This window comes from Parapedobacter sp. ISTM3 (genome assembly GCF_016533505.1).
In the GTDB taxonomy this organism is placed as follows: domain Bacteria; phylum Bacteroidota; class Bacteroidia; order Sphingobacteriales; family Sphingobacteriaceae; genus Parapedobacter; species Parapedobacter luteus.
Genome location: NZ_JAENGN010000001.1, coordinates 289,938 through 309,621, shown reverse-complemented (window position 1 = coordinate 309,621; position 19,684 = coordinate 289,938). Strand labels below are relative to the sequence as shown.

Below are 19,684 nucleotides of genomic sequence, written 5' to 3'. Positions count from 1 at the left end.
TATCGAAAATACCGAACTTATGCAATTATCTTTACCTTTGCCGAAGGATATACTAACCGACATTACCTAATGACCAATGTGCATATAAAGCGAGCTGTGTTTGTGGGCCTTTTCTTTGTTGTAGTCCAATGCAGCATTGCGCAACATCGGGTAGCCATTCCGCAAATTATCAATTACAATAACAATCAGTATAAAGGTGGTTTGCAAAACTGGGATATCGCACAAGACAGCCACGGCATCATGTACTTTGGCAATAACGAAGGTTTGCTGACGTTCAACGGCCGTTACTGGAACATTTACCCACTGCCCAATGCCACCGTGGTCAGGTCCGTGGCTGTAGATTCGAACAATAGGATTTATGTAGGCGGGCAAGATGAGATAGGCTATTTCCAACCCGACAGCACAGGTACGCTGCAATATTGCTCTTTGGTCGATCTTATCCCCCAAGCGGAGCGCCGGTTTGCTGATGTATGGAATATCGTCGTCATGGGTTCTGATGTCTTTTTCCGGGCCAACACAAAGATCTTGCATTACAAAGACGGCCGCATTGCCGTAGATAAGCCGGCTACCGAATGGCAATTCCTGGGACAGGTGCAAGGCAAACTGTATGCACAAGCGCTGAGACAGGGCATCATGCATTTTGAAGGCGGTTTCTGGAAACCGTTGACCAACCACCCGGATCTAAACGGGAATGTCATAACCGCTATCATGCCGCACAGCGGAGACACCCTATTGGTCACAACCTTGAAACGGGGCCTCTTTTACTTAATAGGCGATACGCTTATCGTGAAGAAGACGCCATTTGATGAACTGTTTTCGACTGACCGGATTTATTGCGGACTACCTGTAAACGACGATTGGTTTGTATTTGGCACCACATCAGCTGGGGTACTGATCGTCGACAGGCATGATCGGCTGGTACAGCAATACGTATACGGCGAAGGCTTGCAGATGAATAATGTACGGGATGTCTTTATCGACCGCAATCGGAACTTATGGCTGGCACTTGATGATGGCATTGATTTCATTGGCATCAACAGCGCAGTAAAATACATCCACCCCAATAGAACAAACCCAGTCAGTAGTTATACCACCCGATTGTTCAACCAACACCTCTACATCGGCACGTCGAACGGATTGTATGTGACGCCGATTGATGCCAACCAACGGGATATCAGTCTCTCCGATGCCGATTTTTCAGAGGTAAATCATACCGAAGGCCAAGTGTGGAGCCTCAATGAAATCAATGGCCGGCTGCTTATGGGGCATGAAGACGGCGCGTTTGAAATTGTCAATCAATCGATCCGGAAAATTTATACCGTCCCCGGAACCTGGCTTTATCAGCCGTTGTCAAGAGTGTTTCCGTCCAAGCACCTCATTGCTGGAACTTACCTCGGCTTACACCACATGATGTTCAACGGCGAGGCGTTCCTTGATGCCGGCCGTGTGGATGGCCCCTACGAGTCACTGCGTTTCATCTACTATGATGAGCATTCCCACGTGGTTTGGGCCTCTCACCCCTATCGAGGTATCTTCAAGTTCAACCTATCGGAAGACTGCTCCAGGATAACGCTACAGAAAACATACACGAGCAATGACGGGCTTCCTTCGTCACTCTATAACTACCTGTTTCTTATAAAAAACAACATCACCGTTGCAACCAGCGACGGGATCTATGAGTATGATACCCAAACCGATCGCTTTGCACCTTCGCCACTATTTTATCCACGATTCAAAGGCATGGAAATCCAGTACCTGAAAGAGGATGGAGATGGCAATATGTGGTTTATCAGCCATAAAAAACTAGGGGTAGCTGATTTTTCCAATCCCAGCGACAGCATCCCGTTTGATATTACATACTTCCCTGAATTGAATGGGCAGATCCTGGGCGGATTTGAAAACATCTATATCTTGAACGAAGAGAACATCTTTATCGGTGCCAATCGGGGTGCCATACACCTCAATTACCAACGCTACAAAGAAAACACCAGCAAACCTGACATCCTTTTAAACCGCGTCAAATTAATCAACAGCGGCGAGCAAGCGCAGGTGTTATACGGTGGACACCGGGCTCCCCACACACCTACCCCCACGCTCCACTACCGATCTAATTCGCTACACTTTTCATTCGCGACAACCCTGTATGACCAGCAAGAAAACGTCGAATTTAGCTATCTGCTGGAAGGTTTTGACAGGGCATGGTCTACCTGGAGCAACCGTAGCGAAAAAGAATATACCAACCTCCCTCCGGGGCAATATGTTTTTAAGGTAAAATCCAGGAATAGCAATGGAAACGAATCGGATACCGATACCTACTCCTTTGTTATCGCCCCGCCATGGTACAGCAATCCGGTAAGCCATACGATCTATTGCGTTTTGGTCGGGCTGGCCATCTTCTTGCTTTTTAAATGGCAAAAAAAGAAGCTGCAACGCAAACACGATCATGAGTTATACTTAAGTCAATTAGAGCTTGACAGGAGCGAAAAAGAAGTCGTGCGCCTCCAAAATGAAAAACTAGAAGCAGAAATCGCATTTAAGAACAAGGAATTGGCCAATATGACGATGCACCTTATCCAACGCGGCGAAGTGCTCTCGAAGATTAAGGAAACGATATTGGCAGTGGTCAAGAAACATGACTTTCCAGACAGCACCATCAATTTCAGGCAGCTTATCCGGCTTATCCGCACGGCTGAGCGCACCGAGGAGGATTGGGAACAATTCAGTGTTCATTTCAACCACGTCAATCAAGGGTTCTTTGCTCGCCTTAAGCAGCTGTATCCCGATCTAACACCTAACGAACTAAAGCTTTGCGCTTTCCTTCGCATGAATCTCTCGTCAAAAGAAATTGCCCAACTGATGAACATTACCATCAAAGCCGTAGAGGTAAGCCGGTACCGGCTGCGTAAAAAAATTAAACTGGATCCCGAGCAAAACCTTTATGAGTTTCTACTACAGATCCGGGATGATAAGCGATAGGCGCCATTTTACTGACCCTGCGCCAAATAAAAAACAATCAACTGAAAAACAGAATATTATACACGGATTGTAGTGGCATTGTAGTGTATTTTTTTGCCGAAATGCCCACCCCTTTGATTTTTGTAGGGGTATTGTAGAACGAGCGGATAGGTCTTGTTAAAATCTACATGATAGCTTTGCCTTTGCTTTTTCGCGCCAAGTGTGTAAAAAAAAGCAAAACCAATTTTTAACCATATTAATAAGTTCAGTCATTATGAAAAAAAGAGTTTTACATGCATTCATCGTGCTCTGTGTTTGCTTGTCGCCGTTGGTGCTTGCCGCACAAACCCTGCAAGTGACGGGCAAGGTTACAGCAGCGGCAGACGGGAGGCCCCTTTCGGGTGTGACGGTAGCTGTTCAGGGCTCAACGATGGCAACCAGCACCGATGACGATGGCAACTACGTCATCTCTCTTGAAGCCGGATCGACATTAGTTTTCCGGCAATTGGGCATGGTCACACGACACATTGAAGTAACGCAAAGCGGCACCATCAATGTGACACTGGAAGACGAGTCAAGCACCTTAGACGAGGTCGTCGTTGTCGGATATGGCACACAGAAAAAGAGTGTTGTCACAGGTGCTATCAGCAGCGTAAAAGCCAGTGACTTGGAAACCATGCCCATTACGCGAATCGAACAATCGCTCCAGGGACGGACCTCCGGCCTTACCATTGCCGCAAGCTCCGGACAGCCTGGATCAGCCTCCACCATCCGGGTACGGGGTATCACCACATTTGGAAACAATAATCCGCTTTGGGTCGTGGATGGCGTGGTCGTGGATGCAGGTGGTATCGGCTACCTCAATCAATCAGATATCGAATCCATTGAAGTGTTAAAGGACGCATCGTCACAAGCCATATACGGTGCGCGTGCGGCAGCGGGAGTTATTCTGGTCACCACCAAAAAGGGCCAGGCAGGTGGCATCAGAATTAATTACAATGGTTTTTATGGGGTTTCCGCTCCAGCAAAAAAGCTGAGCCTGCTAAATGCCACGGAATACGCGACGCTACGTAACGAGGCCTCGTTAGCTGCGGGAAACAGTATGCCTTTTCCCGACCCTGCCGCCTACGGCGTTGGAACTGATTGGCAGAAGCAAATCTTCAATGATAATGCCCAGCGGCACAATCATGAATTCAGCATAAGTGGAGGTAATGAACGTTCTACATTCTATGCCTCGTTTGGATACCTGGGCCAGGACGGCATCGTTGCCACCGATATTTCCAAATACCGACGGACAAACATCCGTCTCAATTCTGAACATAAAATTACAAGTTGGCTGAAAATTGGACAAAATCTCGGGTACGCCCACGATAAGTCAATCGGATTGGGTAACACAAACAGCGAATTTGGCGGGCCGTTGAGTTCCGCCATCAATTTGGATCCCATCACGAAGGCGGTAATTACCGACCCAACAGAGGCGTCAGCTTCCAAGTATGCGAATAATCCTGTAGTGCGCGATGCCTTTGGCAATCCCTACGGAATTTCGGATATCGTCGCCCAAGAGATGACCAATCCCTTAGCCTATATACAGACCCGTTTGGGCAACAACGGCTGGTCGGACAATATCGTAGGCAACGTGTACACGGAAATATCCCCTATCGAAGGACTCACATTCCGCTCCACATTCGGCACGAAATTGTCCTACTGGGGCTCGGAAAGCTTCACACCGATCTTTTACCTCAACCCCACGACCATCAGCTCACAGACCTCCTTCAATAGGGGAATGAACCGCGGGTTTGACTGGAATCTCGAAAATACGATATCGTATACACATGGCTTCAATGACCACAACTTTACCTTTCTTATAGGACAAGGCGCATATAAAGATAGCCAGGCGCGCGGACTTAGTGTAACATACTTCAATGTGCCCGCCGATAATTTTGATGATGCCTCGCTCAACTACAACGTCCCTACCGATCAGCGGAATTCATCAGGTTCGGAGGGATCAGGTCATACGGTATCTTCTCTTTTTGCCCGGGTAAATTACAACTACAAAGAGCGGTACATCGCGGAAGCATTGGTACGCCGCGATGGTTCTTCCCGATTTGGCGCCAATAATCGCTATGGAGTTTTTCCGTCTTTTTCCCTGGGCTGGAATGTATCCAATGAAGAATTCCTTACGGGCAACACCATCATCAACTCCCTGAAAATACGGGGGGGCTATGGCGTGGTCGGCAATGATAACATCGGCGATTTTGCTTTTCTATCTACCATCGGGAGCGGCAGAAACTATACCATAGGTACATCCGGAAGCTATTTTGTGGGCTATAGCCCCAATGCACCATCAAATCCCGACCTGCGATGGGAAGAGACCAGCCAAACAAACATTGGCTTCGATGCCATAGTGCTGCAAAACTTCAACATAACCTTCGATTGGTACCGTAAAGTCACCTCAGGCATTTTACAGAACCCGCGCATTCCCGGCTACGTCGGTGCAATTTCCAATCCGGCTGCAAACATCGCAGACATGCGCAATGCTGGCGTAGAACTGGAATTGGGATACCGTAACCAAGTTGGCCAATTCAGCTTTTCGGTAGATGGCAATGTGTCTTACCTCAAGAATGAAGTAACGAACTTGGGAACCGGCATAAGCTATCTTTCAGGCGGTCAAAGCTTCCAGTCATCCAGTTATCCCATCACGCGTACCGCTTTAGGCCAAGCGTTTAATTCCTTCTTTGGCTTTCAAACCCTCGGTATCTTCCAGACACAAGAAGAAATCAACAACTATGTCAACAGCGAAGGCGGTTTAATTCAACCCAACGCAAGCCCCGGCGATTTCAAATGGGCCGACGTCAACGGCGATGGCTCAATTACCGAAGACGATCGCACATTCATCGGCGACCCAACACCGAATTGGACTTATGGTCTTACGATCAGCATGGCATGGCGTGGTTTTGATGCTGTTATCTTTGGACAAGGTGTGGCAGGCAATAAAATTTTCCAGGGGCTGCGCCGTTTGGATATGTCTACCGCAAACTACCAGCGCAAAGCGTTGGGCAGATGGACTGGACCGGGTTCCAGCAATACCTTCCCGCGTTTGAACGATGCTGACCCGAATGACAACTTCACCAACCCGTCCGACTTTTACCTGGAAGATGGCGCTTATTTTAGGTTGAAGACGCTCCAGCTGGGCTATTCATTGCCACCTCAGGTATCCCGAAAAATTGGACTGCAGAAAACGCGGGTTTACATCATGAGCGAAAACCTTTTTACGCTGACCAGGTATACGGGCTATGACCCCGAAATAGGCGGCGGCGTGATGAGTATCGACCGGGGGATTTATCCTCAAGCACGGTCATTCATGATTGGATTAAATGTGGGCTTTTAAACTACGAATACGATGAATAAGACGATAAAATATTTCTTTTACAGCTGCACCGTCGCCTTACTGGGCAGTGCATGCAGCGATTCCTTCCTTGATGTGAAACCTCGGGGGACCGACCTTGAAGCCAACTACTACCGAAACAGGCAGGAAGCTTTTAATGGCTTGGTGGCTGTTTATGACGTGGTCGGCTGGCAAGGCGGTGGCTATGTCACCAAGATCAACGCCGTGAGTGCTGCCTCAGATGATCATTATGCCGGCGGTGGCGGGCCAAATGACGTGACGAACCTACAGGTTTGGTCTGATTATTCACTTACCCCGGCACAAGGGCCACAGGAAGAGTTGTGGCGCAAAGGATTCTCAGGCATTTTCCGAGCCAATATCTTGCTTCAAAAATTGCCTGATATTCCTATGGACGAAAACGAAAAAGCACGCTTTACGGCGGAAACCAAATTCCTGAGGGCATACTTTTATTTTGATTTGGTACGCTTATTCAAGAATATCCCGTTATTTACGGAACCGGTAGCAACCGACCAAATGTATAACGTCACCCAGGCGCCCCCCGCCGATGTGTATGCACTTATTGAACAAGATTTACTTGATGCGATACCGGCGCTTCCACCGACCATACCTGTAGCGACCGAGGGGGGCCGCGCTACGCAAGGCACGGCCAGAGCATTGCTCGGCAAGGTCTACCTGCAACAGGAAAAATTCGGCCCCGCCGCCGAGCAGTTGGCACAAGTGAATGGCGAGCCGGGCAGCACCAGCCAATACGGCTATAGACTGCTTGACAACTTCGGCGATCTGTTTGAAGTATCCAATAAATTCAACAGCGAATCTATTTTTGAAATATCGTTTACCAACACCTCTGTAGGTGACTGGGGCTGTGTGTCTTGTACCGAGGGTAATGTGATGAACATCATGGTCGGCCCACGCAATTATAATCCCCGCCCTGGGGCACCTGACTACGTGTCTGGCTGGAGTTTCCTCCCCATCACACCGCAATTGTTTGATGAAATACACTACGATCCGCGCAACCCGCACACCGTAGCCAACTTGGACAGCTTGGAAGCAAACGGCTTAGCGACTTATGAAAAAGGGTACATGAACACCGGCTATTTTCTTGAAAAATTCGCCGGGCGGGAAAAAGACCGCTGGACAGGTGCGGGCAGTCCCGAACTCAACTTCCCGCAGAATATGTATGAGATACGGCTCGCCGATACCTATCTGCTTGAAGCGGAAGCATTGGTCCGTGGCGGCGGCAATGCGACCCGGGCGGCTGCCTTGCTCAACGCTGTACGCCACCGTGTAGGCTTAGGGCCCATAGCAGCAACGTTTGACAACATTAAACGCGAACGTCGCCTGGAGCTGGTAGGCGAAGGGCACCGTTGGTTTGACCTTGTGCGATGGGGCGATGCAGCTACCGCATTGGCGTCACGCGGTTTTGTCGCAGGACGACATGAAATCCTGCCTATACCCCTGCTTGAACTCGAAAATACGCAAATCGAACAGAGCGTAGAGTGGGGTGGGACGAAATAATCAATCAAATAACCCAATCGAAAAGCCATGATATATAAGCATCAAAAATACATCAAGCGCGTTATCTCAAAAACGCTACATGTGGTTACGGTACTATTGCTGTTTGCCGGATGTTCAGACGAAACTGAGGACCTCTCGCTCGGCCAGCTGCCCAGCGCCGATTTCCAGGCCGTGGTTGCCGAAGGCAGCAATACTGTGCAACTTATCAACACCACTTCGACACCCACGATTGCATATTGGACTGTCGAAAACACGGGACAGACTTTCCGGGGGGATACGGCTACTATACGCCTTACTTTTGAGGGCACATATGACGTCACGTTGTTAGTTGCTGGCAAAGGCGGTACATCTACCATCACTAAACAGGTAACTATCGCCCAAAACGACCCCACCGCCTGCAGCCCGGATAGACCGTTGGGTTTCATTGCCGGATGTACAGAAAAAGTTTGGCGGCTCAACCCTGAGGCGGGCGCATTCAAAGTAGGTGAAGGGCCTGATAATGGCAATTGGTGGTCAAGTGGTGCCGGAGATGTCCAAGCACGTGCTTGTGAGTTTAACGACGAATTTACGTTTAGATTTGATGCGCAAGGCACATTTGCCTATGACAACAAGGGCGATTTATTTGCTGATGGCTATCTCGGTACTGGATCAACTGCTTGCGAGCCGGCCAGTAACCTGACCGGTGATCAAGCAGCTTGGGATTCGGGGACATTTTCCTTTTCTGTCATAGAGGGCGCGGGCATCAACGGACTTGGCCAACTGCGGTTGAACGGGCGAGGCGCACACATCGGCGTCAAGAAAGCGCATAATGGCGGAGAGACACCAGGTGGCCCCGTTGGAAACTCGGTGACCTACGATATCCTTGCGATGGAACAGAATGTAAACGGCGAGGGCTACGACATCCTCAAAATCGGCGTAAATATCGGCGGTCCTGGTTGGTGGACCTTCACTTTACGTTCCTACTGATGTTTTTTTATAATTTTATCGTTAGTTTGGCAATCCGGCATGGTTCATTCCGCCGGATTGCATTGTTAGGCCCTTAATGAGCGGGGCAATAGAACGCTGTAACACTTCATAAATAATTTTCGCATGATACGTCTTTTTTTAATCCCTATCCTGTTTTTGGCCTGCGCCAGTGAGTCTCCAAAACCGAATATCCCGATGCCGGAACCGCCGCAACCTACGGAATACACCTTCGAAAGCACCCCTTCCTGGTCCGACGAATTTGATTACGAAGGCCTTCCTGACGAAAGTAAATGGAGCTATGATGTGGGATCTGAAAACAATGGCTGGGGAAATAACGAACTGCAATATTACACCGAAAAGCGTTTGGAAAACGCCCAAGTTGGAAATGGCGTACTCACGATCACGGCCATTAAAGAAGACTATGAAGGGTTGAATTTTACTTCAGCACGGCTGGTAAGCCGCGGCAAGGCTGACTTTTTATATGGTCGGTTTGAAGTGAGGGCTAAGGTTCCTGCTGGTATCGGCACATGGCCGGCCGTATGGATGCTACCCACCGACTGGGCTTATGGCGGGTGGCCGGCATCGGGAGAAATCGACATCCTCGAACATGTGGGGCATGATCAAGATGTGGTTCACATAAGTGTGCATACCGAAGCATACAACCATGCGATCGGCACACAGAAGACCGCAACTCGAAAGATAGAACATGCAACCACGGATTTCCATCGCTATCGGGTGGATTGGACACCGGCTTATATCCGTGGATACGTAGACGATATGCCCATCTTTAACTTTCCCAATGAAGGTGGCGGTTTCCAAGTATGGCCGTTTGACAAGAAATTCCACTGGCTCATCAACATCGCTGTGGGCGGAAATTGGGGCGGCCAACAGGGAGTCGACGATGGTGCGTTTCCAGCACGCATGGAAGTCGATTATGTGCGTGTTTATAATTTGGTCGAAAACTAGCTTAACCGTATTGCAAAATGAACACACACGTTGTCAAACCTGACGCTAAGCCTAATATATCCGCTACGCTGGCCATCTTATTCTGCTGTGTCCTGTTCGTATGTTGCCAAGGGCCAAAGAAAAATTTTCTGCGCGCCCAGGGCCACCACATTGTAAATGGACAAGGTGATACCATTATACTACGTGGTATGGGCCTCGGCGGATGGATGCTTCAGGAGGGTTACATGTTTAGGCTTGGCTTTCTCGGACAGCAGTATCGCATACGTGAAAGCATTGAAGATGTCGTAGGCAAGGAAGAGACTGATCGGTTTTACAACGAATGGTTGGTCAACCATACGCGACGCATCGATATCGATTCAATGGCTGCGTGGGGATTCAACTCCATCCGGCTCCCTATGCATTACAACTTGTATACATTGCCCGTGGAAGATGAGCCTGTCACTGGCGAAAACACCTGGTTGGAAAAGGGGTTTGCCCTCACGGATAGCCTGCTCACTTGGTGCAAGGCCAACGGGATGTACCTCATTCTCGACCTCCATGCCGCCCCCGGAGGGCAAGGCAATGACTTGAATATCTCGGACCGCAACCCCGATAAGCCCTCCTTTTGGGAGAGCGAGGCCAACCGCCGGAAAACCATCGCCCTCTGGCGTAAGCTGGCTGAGCGTTATGCCGACGAAGAATGGATAGGCGGGTATGATGTGCTTAATGAAACCAATTGGGGTTTTGAGGATGCTGCTGATTTCAGGGGTACTGCCGAGCAGACCAATGTGCCGCTGCGGCAATTTCTGGTAGACGTCACCCGGGCCATACGCGAAGTAGACAGCAACCACATCATCTTCTTGGAGGGCAATGGCTTCGCCAACAACTACAACGGCATCTTTCCCAAGTGGGACGACAATCTGGTGCTTAGTTTCCATAAATATGGCAACCCGAATACCGAAGCATCCATCCAGCGCTTCCTCGACCTGCGCGATGAGCATGATATCCCGCTATGGCTGGGCGAATCGGGTGAAAATTCAAACACCTGGTTTACCGAAGCGATTGCGCTATGCGAACAAAATGGCATCGGCTGGGCTTGGTGGCAAAATAAAAAAATGGGCATCAATCAGCCCTTGGAAATCACTCCCCCCGAAGGTTATACAGCGTTGCTGGATTACTGGTCTGGCAAGGGCAAAAAACCTTCACACGAAGAGGCGCTGCGCATATTGAACCAATGGTTGGAAAATCTCAAGCTGGAAAACAACATTTTCCATCGTGATGTGGTAGACGCCATGTTCCGGCAGGTCTATTCACATGATGCGCTGGCCTTCAAAAACCATGCAATTCGCAAGGGCACCGTACTGAATGCTGCCGACTTCGATTTGGGCCGGCAACGCGTAGCCTACTACGATACCGACACCGCCAGCTACCACTATACCCCCGGCATGAACACACAGGGCAACCGCGGCCGAAGTTACCGGAATGACGGGGTGGACATTCAGGCCGATACGTCCGGCTACTATGTCTTCCATATCGAAAACGGCGAATGGCTGCAATACACATTGAATATAGCGGAAGAAGGAATAGCGCAGCTATTGCTTAACGTAGCCAGCGAAACTGACGGTGGCCGCATCATCGTGATGATCAATGGTAAAATTCTGTCCGAACCTATTGAAGTGCCTGCCACGGGTGGTGGGCAGACATGGGCTACCATCCCGATACAACTGCCGGAATTCTCCCCGGGACAACACCGCATACGCATTGTTGCCGAAACAGGAGGCTTTAACTTTAAATCCATGACATTTGACTAACCATAAGACGACAAGCCAATGACATATCGCAATGCTGATATCGCTAATTTTGGAAGCGAAATAGCAACTCGGACATGTCATCAAACACGATATTATTTTCACCGCTTTCGTTGCCCAACAGTGGGCTGACCTTAAAAAACCGCCTCGTGGTATCACCCATGTGCCAGTACAGCGCAGAAGACGGATTTGCCAATGACTGGCACCTCGTCCACTTGGGCAGTAGGGCTGTCAGCGGCGTGTCGGCCGTCATTCAGGAGGCGACGGCCGTAAGCCCCGAAGGACGCATTACCTATGGCGACCTCGGTATTTGGGAAGACGGGCATATCACCGCGCTTCACCGTATCACCGCTTTCCTCAAGCAGCAAGGCGCTATCCCAGGCATCCAATTAGCGCACGCCGGGCGAAAGGCAAGCGCGGAAAAGCCTTGGCTGGGAGGCAAGCAAATCAAAGCAGGTAAACACGCTTGGCGCCCACTTGCGCCTTCTGCTATACCTTTTGCTAAAGACGATGATGCACCGCAGGCCATGGACAACCGCGCCATCACAAAGGTGATCAGGGACTTTGTTGAAGCGGCGCGACGCGCGGTTCGCGCCGGCTACCAACTTATTGAAATACATGCAGCCCACGGCTACTTACTTCATCAATTTCTTTCGCCATTATCCAATCAACGTACCGATGGCTACGGAGGACCTTTTGAAAACCGCATCCGCTTACTGATTGAAGTGGTCGACGCTGTCGCTTCGGCTATCCCAAAAGACGTATCGTTGTGGGTACGCTTATCAGCTACGGATTGGGTGGCGGATGGATGGGACTTGCCCCAAAGTATTCAACTGGCTACCGTATTGAAAGGCCACGGGGTGGAGGTAATAGACGTATCATCCGGGGGAATGGTACCGCGGGCGGTAATCCCCGCAACTCCCGGTTATCAAGTGCCTTTTTCAGAACGTATCCGTAAGGAAAGCGACATGCTCACCGCGGCTGTCGGATTGATTACCACCGCACCGCAAGCGGAAGCCATTCTTACGGAAGGCGAGGCAGACGTGGTACTGCTCGGACGGGAGCTGCTGCGGAATCCCTACTTTGCGATCCAGGCAGCTACCCAAGTAGGTGAAGATGTAACGTGGCCGCTTCAGTATTTACGGGCTAAGCCGCCTTTGGGTCGTTGACCTCATCGGACTCACGCCATCACCGGGCCTCGCGGCTGTTTGCCGCCTACACGCCGAACTCATCGGGCTCACCGGAAAAACCGGCAGTCATGCTTTAATAGTCCGGCGTACGCATGCCTTTGTTAAAATATGTAAAAGTTGTTAAAAAAGTTAAATCATTAGGCTACTGAAAATTAGGCATCTATTTTTACGCTCACTTAATCAGTAAGCCATGGAAAATATCGTTGCACTTGCCCTTTTCTCATGCCTGCCGCTATTCAGCGTCGCTCAATTGAGCCAACCTCAGCATTATTGTATCGCCCAGTCCGTTGAACTTCATTCGAAGGTCGTCGGCGATACCTTCACAATAAGCATTCAGACACCAAAGGAATACACAACCGAGCCGGACAAACATTATCCCATTGCATTATTGATCGACGGTGACTTTTACTTCCCGACATTGGCGCCATTAATGCGCCAGTATGAGATGACAGGCCTGCTACCTCCTATAATCTTAGTCGGTATCGGCTATGGCGACTTCCAGAAGATGGACGCACTACGAATGCGGGACTTGCTTTACCCCCAATCACTGGAAACCGACGAACTTGATGCTCCAGGAGGTGGATTGGATTTTTACCGTTTTATCACGGATGAGCTTTTGCCTTACCTGGAGGCAGATTTACGAGTGGACACTACCCAACGGACACTTTTGGGACATTCATTTGGCGGCTATTTTGCACTTTTTGCATTGCTGCAGCAAACGCAAATGGGGCACCAGATCTTCTCAAACATCGTTTCAGCAAGCCCCTCGCTGTGGTACAATGATTTTTACCTTTATCAATTACCTGAAGAACTGGCCTCAGCTCATCCGAGGGAAAAACTGAATGTCATCATAACGGCCGGCGGACTAGAAAACGAAGAGTGGACGTTAAGCCCCTTACAGAAATTAACAGTGCTGTTTAATCACCAAAGCGTCCCGAACTTATATCTGAACGCATTTATTTATAATTTCCTAGACCACATGGATACCGGTCAGCTTAGTTTTATGAAGGGATTGCAACGTTTTTACAGTCCGGCCGTCACTCAATAATCACAGCCGTACCACTCGCTGTAACCATCAACATACTTCCACCGCTACCCACGGTTTCGTAATCCAAATCAACGCCGACCACTGCGTTGGCTCCCAGTGAAGCGGCATACTGTTGCATTTCATAAATTGCCGTTTCCTTTGCCTCGCGTAGTACCTTTTCATATGAACCCGACCGTCCGCCGACGATATCACGTATCCCGGCAAAAATATCCCTGAAGAAATTGGCGCCAATAATGGTTTCACCACTCACCAAACCGATATACTTTACTATCCGTTTTCCTTCTACCTGAGGTGTTGTCGTAACCAGCATAACTTTTCCGTTTTCAATTGGATGCCATGCAAAGGGAAAAGTTACATGCCTCGTCAGTCAATCCGTAGAAAGTTATCATCTTTGTCGAATTTCAACTCCATGCGATTAGAAAGCTTAATTTCCTGCCCGGCCCCATCCAGCTCCCAGCCCACAACAAAATCATCCGGATATGTCACGTTCACGTAGGCAAGTATCCTGTCGGGAATAACACTGTCGGGCAGTTTATTTGTTCCTTCCACACTTGTTATAGCGCCTTTTTTGTCGAAGTCAAGCTCAAACCCTTCATCGAGAAAGACTTGATATGTCGTTTTTAAATCGTCGCGCTCCTTTACTACCTGGATAATTTCATAATCTGGAAAATGCAGGGCTATGTAAGTCCGGGCGTTGGATGGAAGTTCGTCTGTCTCGATAACACGTTCCTTGTCGCAAGCGGTAAATGACACCAGTGTGATGCCTATGAGCATCGTCAGCTTAATTACTTTTTCCATGTTTGTTTTGTTTGATTTCAGACCAGACAACTTAAGGGCGGCCTACCCTTATACAAACGTGAAAAAATCTCGCCGGACTATCCGTTTACCACTTTATCAAGTATGGCGGTGTATAACCGAACGCCTTCTCCTATTTCATCCAGGTAGATAAACTCATCGGCCATATGTGAGCGCGCGGAGTCGCCAGGTCCGAGCTTAAGCGATGGAATATCCAGCAGTGCCTGATCACTGGTGGTCGGCGATCCGTACGTTTTGCGTCCAAACGCCAGGCCAGCCTGCACGACCGGATGTTCCTTGGGTATCGATGACGGTTTGAGCCGTACAGAACGTGGTTTTACTTCACATTTTACATGCTGACGGATGATATCGAGCACTTCTTCATTGCGATATGCATCCGTTACACGGATGTCCACCACAAATTCGCACGTAGCTGGTACCACGTTATGCTGCGACCCTGCATGAATCACGGTAACACTCATTTTAATCGGACCGAATTCCTCAGACTCCTTAGGGAAGCGGTAACTGATAAACCATTCGATGTCCTTAAGTGCTTTATAGATTGCGTTATCCCCTTCTTCGCGGGCTGCATGCCCGGCAGTGCCGTACGCGGTGCAATCCAGCACCATCAGTCCCCGTTCGGCTACAGCCAGTTGCATAAGCGTAGGCTCTCCTACAATCGCAAAATCCAATGGGCCCAAATCGGGAATGACCAGTTCCAGCCCGTTCGTACCCGATATTTCTTCCTCTGCTGTAGCAGCAAGGCAAAAGTTATAGTGGAGTCCCTCCTGCGGATAAAAATGGAGAAAGGTAGCTATCAACGAAACGAGGCAGCCACCTGCATCGTTACTTCCCAATCCGTATAACTTGCCATCCTCGATATCAGGCGAAAACGGGTTACGTGTGTAACCTGTATTCGGCTTTACTGTGTCGTGGTGGGAATTGAGCAAGATAGTCGGTTTTGCCGGATCAAAAAACTTATTATACGCCCATATATTGTTCATCTTCCGATAAGTGCGTACCCCCCGCTGCTGCAAAAACCGCGCTATGGTATCCCCCGTTTGGTTTTCTTCCTTACTAAACGAAGGGATACGGATGAGGTCACGAAGAAGATTGGTGCTATCGTGTATGAGCTTTTCAATCATTATACAGTCCTCCGGCCTTGAGTGCGGACAGTTTTATGCCTTTAATGAATGCAGAACTGAACCCATTGTGTTCCATCTCATTTAACCCGGCAATGGTACAGCCCTTAGGTGAGGTTACCTTGTCGATTTCACTTTCGGGATGGCTTTGCGTCTGCAACAATAAATCGGCAGCGCCTTTGGCAGTCTGGACAGCCATTTTCAGCGCATCGTGTGCGTGGAATCCGATTTCAACGCCCCCCTGTGAGGCTGCACGAATACTGCGAAGGAAAAAAGCGATACCACAGGCGCATAACGCAGTCGCGGACGTCATGAGATCTTCGTTAATGGTCACAACAGCCCCCACCGTTTCAAACAGCTGTTTCACCCGGTTGAGTTGTTCATCCGAGGCATTATCGGAAGCAATACAGGTCATCGATTGCCCAATAGCGATGGCGGTATTGGGCATAGCACGGATCACTTGCATGTTGTTGCCCAGCTTATCGCGCACGTCGGCACAGGTAACACCGGATACCACCGACACCACAATTTGCTTTTCCGGCGATACTGCTGGGGCAATCTCTTCCAATACTTTTTTGAGCTGTTGTGGCAGCACTGCCAAGACGATGACCTCGGCGTCATAAATGGCCACTTTATTGTTATCACTGACTTTAAACCCATTTGCGGCCTCCTCGCTTAGTGATTTGAGGCTCCGTCGCGTCAAGGTAATGTCGTCTGCTTTACAGTATGCCTTATTTACTAATCCACGGGCCAATGATAGGCCGATGTTACCGCTTCCAATAATGGTTATTTTGCTCATTTTCGTTAAAAAGTTATCAATTGTCCATTGCGGGGATACCATTACCTGATCATTCGCGTACCAAACTGTTGCTCACGCAGTAAGAGCACGTCATCGGCATGGCCGATGCACACCTCGGCTACCCCTTTAGCGATCGCCTCAAATGCGTTATGTAATTTCGGCACCATGCCATCGGCAATGATTCCTGATGATCTTAATTGTTCAAACTCCCCAGCCCGTATTTGAGGTATGACAGACGCCTCATCGTTGATATCACGAAGCACTCCCGGTTTTTCAAAGCAATACACCAATGAGGTTGTATATCGGTCAGACAGGGCCACAGCCAAGGCCGCAGCGATGGTATCAGCATTCGTGTTGAGCAGTTGCCCGTGCCCATCATGTGTAATCGCCGAAAAAACCGGAACAAAACCATGATCCAACAGTGTGGCTATCGCTTCTGCATCGACCGAATTGGGTAGAATATCCCCAACCAACCCATAATCTATCTCCTTCACCGGCCGCTTCACTGCTCTGATAGCGTTGCCATCGGCCCCGCTAAGCCCTATGGCATTGCACTTATGCGATTGCAGCTTAGCCACCAGCTGTTTATTTGTCAACCCAGCATATACCATCGTCACGATACGCAACATGGCTTCATCCGTAATGCGGCGGCCGTCTACCAGCTTGGCCTCAACACCAAGATCGGCCGCAATCCGAGTTGCAATCTTTCCTCCTCCATGCACCAAAATCTTGTTTCCCTTCAAGTAAGAAAAGCGTTCAAGAAAGCGACTTAACCCTTCGGGATGGTCGATTATATTCCCCCCGATTTTAATTACCCATAATTTCGCGAGCATCGTATTACTTATTTATCCACCGATAATTGTTCGAGCATACGTTTCAATACCGCCTGGGCGGCCCATACGCGGTTACCGGCTTGCTGAATGACTATGGAATGCGGGCTATCTAATACTTCGCTGGCCAGCTCTACGTCCCGGCGCACGGGTAAACAATGCATAATCTTGGCCTGGTTGGTAAGCGCCAACCGGGAATGGTCCAGCATCCATTGACCGCTGACCGGATGGATTTTCCCATAATCTTCATAGGAGGACCAGTTCTTCACATAGACGAAGTCTGCATCAGCTAGTGCGTCATCCAGTACATGGGTGATTGTGGCACCATGGGTAAATTGCTCGGACAATGTATAGCCCGGCGGATGGGCAATCGTGAATTCCGCCATGCCTTCGCCCTGCGCCCTGCACATCCACTCGGCGAACGAATTAGGTACCGCCTGCGGCAAAGCTTTGACATGCGGCGCCCACGCCATCACAACCTTTGGCTTCCGGGATTGGTGCCAATTTTCTCGGATGGTGATAAGGTCGGTGAGGCTTTGCAAAGGGTGACGGGTGGCGCTCTCCAAGCTGACCACCGGCACACCGCTATAAGCGATAAACTTCTGGAATAAATCTTCACTATAATCGGCTTCCCGATCCTGTAGCTTCGGGAATGAACGTATGCCGAGAACGTCACAATACTGTCCCATTACAGCAGCCGCCTCGCGGATATGCTCTACGGTCGTACCATTCATAGCTATGCCATCTCTCGTTTCAAGCGCCCACCCGTCTTTATCCATATTCATAACCATGACATTCATCCCCAAATTGGCGGCTGCTTTCTGTGTACTTAGGCGTGTACGCAGGCTCGGGTTTAGGAAAACCAATCCCAATGTCTTATGCGTCCCCAATTGACCATATACAAAAGGATTGTTTTTTAAGCGCAACGCTTCATCTACAATGTCCGGGAGGTTGGCTACATCAGCCACCGAAAAAAACTGCTTCATCACACTATATTGAAATTGCCGGCCTTATGGCAGGCGAGTATATCAAAAATCGCTAATCTAACGCTAAAAATTTTTAAGCCGCTCGTCAAACGCTTCCAAAAAGCGGTCTGCATGTAGTTTACTCATACTCAAAGCCGGAAGCAGTCGAATCACATTTGGCTTGGCTTCGCCGGTGAAGATACGGTTTTTAACCAATAAATCCCGCTTGACCATATTCAGCTCGGCTGGCAGGTCAATACCAATCATCAGTCCCATGCCCCGCACTTCCTGTATGCGATCAAAGGCACGCAGCTCGTTGATTAAATATGCGCCCACGTCAGCAGCGTTCCGCATCAAGTCGTCCTGTTGCATCACCTCCAAGACGGCCAGTGCTGCAGCGCAAGCAAGGTGATTGCCGCCGAAGGTGGTACCCAACATGCCAAACCACGGTTTAATCTTCGGTGATATGGCAATAGCCCCAATGGGAAAACCATTGCCCATCCCTTTGGCCATGCTATAAATGTCTGCTTCAACCTCGGCATGATCATGAGCGTAGAAATTACCCGTGCGCCCATATCCGCATTGGACGGAATCCGCAATGAATACTGCGCCATATTCCTCGGTCAGCGCACGGATCTTCTTTAAAAACTGCGGAGAAGCCACCTGGATTCCACCAACCCCTTGGATCCCCTCAATGATAACCGAAGCTATTTCCTCGCCAAAGGCCGCGAACGCGCTTTCTAATGCTTCTTCATCATTAAACGGCAGAAAAACAACATTGCTCGTCTCATTTACGGGCGCAATAATCTTCGGATTGTCTGTCGCTGCCACAGCCAGCGAGGTACGTCCATGAAATGCGCCTTTGAAAGCGATGACCTTTTTTCGGCCATTGTGAAACGAAGCCAACTTCAGCGCATTTTCATTGGCCTCGGCGCCCGAATTGCATAGGAACAACTGAAAATCAGATTTGCCCGAAACGCTACCCAGCAAATCGGCCAGCTGCCGCTGCAGCGGTATCTCTATAGAATTCGAATAAAATCCAATTTGATTCAACTGCTCGGTGATTCGCCGGACGTAGTGGGGATGGGTGTGGCCGATGGAGATTACGGCATGGCCGCCATACAAATCAAGGTATTCATTTCCGTCGGCATCCCAGACGATGCTACCTTTCGCTTTGGTGACCGCAATGGGGTTAATTGGATATACGTCAAATAGGTTCATGCCTTATCAAAAGTAAAAATAGTATTCAATGTAGTTGGTTGCAATAAAAAACCCGTTTTTCGTAAACAAAAAACGGGTTCAACTCTTTACACCTGATTA

General features: G+C 49.3%; 15 protein-coding genes. 8 read left to right on the top strand and 7 right to left on the bottom strand.

Annotation, left to right across the window (positions count from 1 at the left end):
* The first annotated feature begins 69 nt into the window (after nucleotides 1-69).
* The 8 genes from JHJ32_RS01370 (at nucleotide 70) to JHJ32_RS01335 (ending at nucleotide 13,833) form a co-directional block, all read left to right on the top strand.
* Nucleotides 70-2,976, top strand: coding sequence for a triple tyrosine motif-containing protein (locus JHJ32_RS01370; protein WP_200119322.1), 2,907 nt, complete (start codon nucleotides 70-72; stop codon nucleotides 2,974-2,976).
* Between the two features lie 253 nt (nucleotides 2,977-3,229).
* Nucleotides 3,230-6,343 carry a TonB-dependent receptor gene (locus tag JHJ32_RS01365; RefSeq protein WP_200119319.1) on the top strand — a complete coding sequence of 1,038 codons (3,114 nt, stop codon included), beginning with the start codon at nucleotides 3,230-3,232 and terminating at the stop codon, nucleotides 6,341-6,343.
* A 12-nt stretch (nucleotides 6,344-6,355) separates the two neighbouring features.
* Nucleotides 6,356-7,876: a RagB/SusD family nutrient uptake outer membrane protein gene (locus JHJ32_RS01360; protein ID WP_200119317.1), complete on the top strand. Its 1,521-nt coding sequence runs from the start codon at nucleotides 6,356-6,358 to the stop codon at nucleotides 7,874-7,876.
* Between the two features lie 27 nt (nucleotides 7,877-7,903).
* Nucleotides 7,904-8,842 carry a PKD domain-containing protein gene (locus tag JHJ32_RS01355; RefSeq protein ID WP_200119315.1) on the top strand — a complete coding sequence of 313 codons (939 nt, stop codon included), beginning with the start codon at nucleotides 7,904-7,906 and terminating at the stop codon, nucleotides 8,840-8,842.
* A 123-nt stretch (nucleotides 8,843-8,965) separates the two neighbouring features.
* On the top strand, nucleotides 8,966-9,808 hold the full coding sequence (locus tag JHJ32_RS01350) for a family 16 glycosylhydrolase (RefSeq protein WP_200119313.1): 843 nt from the start codon (nucleotides 8,966-8,968) through the stop codon (nucleotides 9,806-9,808).
* 17 nt (nucleotides 9,809-9,825) lie between these two features.
* On the top strand, nucleotides 9,826-11,598 hold the full coding sequence (locus tag JHJ32_RS01345; protein WP_200119311.1) for a cellulase family glycosylhydrolase: 1,773 nt from the start codon (nucleotides 9,826-9,828) through the stop codon (nucleotides 11,596-11,598).
* A gap of 74 nt (nucleotides 11,599-11,672) precedes the next feature.
* Nucleotides 11,673-12,764 carry an NADH:flavin oxidoreductase/NADH oxidase gene (locus JHJ32_RS01340; protein WP_200119309.1) on the top strand — a complete coding sequence of 364 codons (1,092 nt, stop codon included), beginning with the start codon at nucleotides 11,673-11,675 and terminating at the stop codon, nucleotides 12,762-12,764.
* Between the two features lie 211 nt (nucleotides 12,765-12,975).
* Nucleotides 12,976-13,833 (top strand): alpha/beta hydrolase, encoded by an 858-nt coding sequence (locus JHJ32_RS01335; RefSeq protein ID WP_079714816.1) that lies wholly within the window; start codon nucleotides 12,976-12,978, stop codon nucleotides 13,831-13,833.
* Here the strand turns inward: JHJ32_RS01335 and JHJ32_RS01330 are convergent.
* From JHJ32_RS01330 to JHJ32_RS01300, 7 genes are all read right to left on the bottom strand, one after another.
* The gene (locus JHJ32_RS01330) at nucleotides 13,823-14,143 is read right to left on the bottom strand and encodes a heavy metal-binding domain-containing protein (protein ID WP_079714815.1); all 321 of its coding nucleotides are present in this window, start codon (nucleotides 14,141-14,143) and stop codon (nucleotides 13,823-13,825) included. The two genes, JHJ32_RS01335 and JHJ32_RS01330, sit on opposite strands and share 11 nt — an antisense overlap.
* A gap of 53 nt (nucleotides 14,144-14,196) precedes the next feature.
* Nucleotides 14,197-14,631: a PepSY-like domain-containing protein gene (locus JHJ32_RS01325; protein WP_200119307.1), complete on the bottom strand. Its 435-nt coding sequence runs from the start codon at nucleotides 14,629-14,631 to the stop codon at nucleotides 14,197-14,199.
* 77 nt (nucleotides 14,632-14,708) lie between these two features.
* Nucleotides 14,709-15,773: a M20 family metallo-hydrolase gene (locus tag JHJ32_RS01320; protein ID WP_079714813.1), complete on the bottom strand. Its 1,065-nt coding sequence runs from the start codon at nucleotides 15,771-15,773 to the stop codon at nucleotides 14,709-14,711.
* On the bottom strand, nucleotides 15,766-16,569 hold the full coding sequence (gene proC / locus JHJ32_RS01315) for a pyrroline-5-carboxylate reductase (RefSeq protein WP_079715369.1): 804 nt from the start codon (nucleotides 16,567-16,569) through the stop codon (nucleotides 15,766-15,768). The genes JHJ32_RS01320 and proC overlap by 8 nt, the downstream gene beginning before the upstream one ends.
* Before the next feature lie 41 nt (nucleotides 16,570-16,610).
* Entirely contained in the window at nucleotides 16,611-17,402 is a 792-nt protein-coding gene (gene argB, locus JHJ32_RS01310; protein ID WP_079714812.1) for an acetylglutamate kinase, read from the bottom strand.
* A gap of 8 nt (nucleotides 17,403-17,410) precedes the next feature.
* A complete protein-coding gene (locus JHJ32_RS01305) occupies nucleotides 17,411-18,385 on the bottom strand; it encodes an acetylornithine carbamoyltransferase (protein ID WP_200119303.1) in 975 nt (324 codons plus the stop codon).
* 63 nt (nucleotides 18,386-18,448) lie between these two features.
* Nucleotides 18,449-19,585: an aspartate aminotransferase family protein gene (locus JHJ32_RS01300; protein WP_200119300.1), complete on the bottom strand. Its 1,137-nt coding sequence runs from the start codon at nucleotides 19,583-19,585 to the stop codon at nucleotides 18,449-18,451.
* Nucleotides 19,586-19,684 lie beyond the last annotated feature (99 nt).